This window comes from Bacillus cereus group sp. BfR-BA-01316, from assembly GCF_022664195.1.
GTDB lineage: Bacteria > Bacillota > Bacilli > Bacillales > Bacillaceae_G > Bacillus_A.
Genome location: NZ_JAKUGX010000170.1, coordinates 1 through 205 on the forward strand (window position 1 = coordinate 1; position 205 = coordinate 205).

Genomic DNA, 205 nt, shown 5'->3' on the forward strand with positions numbered 1-205 from the left:
TGAAGTTTCTTCTCAAGTAATTAGTAATACTGGTGATAAAATAACAGCGGTTACGTATAAAAAAGTAACACAAAACGGTGAAGTACTCTCAAATGGACAAATTTCAAAAAGTGTATACAAAAAGGCGTGATCTACTCACGCCTTTTTCTTTTGCAATAATAGTAAAAAAATTTCCAGATGATCTTTCGTTTCTTCTAAAGACCAC

1 pseudogene is annotated in these 205 nt (G+C 31.7%); it reads left to right on the forward strand.

The features are described from left to right. Positions 1-130: pseudogene (locus MR071_RS25415) on the forward strand (VanW family protein); the annotation flags it as partial. Between the last annotated feature and the right edge of the window lie 75 nt (positions 131-205).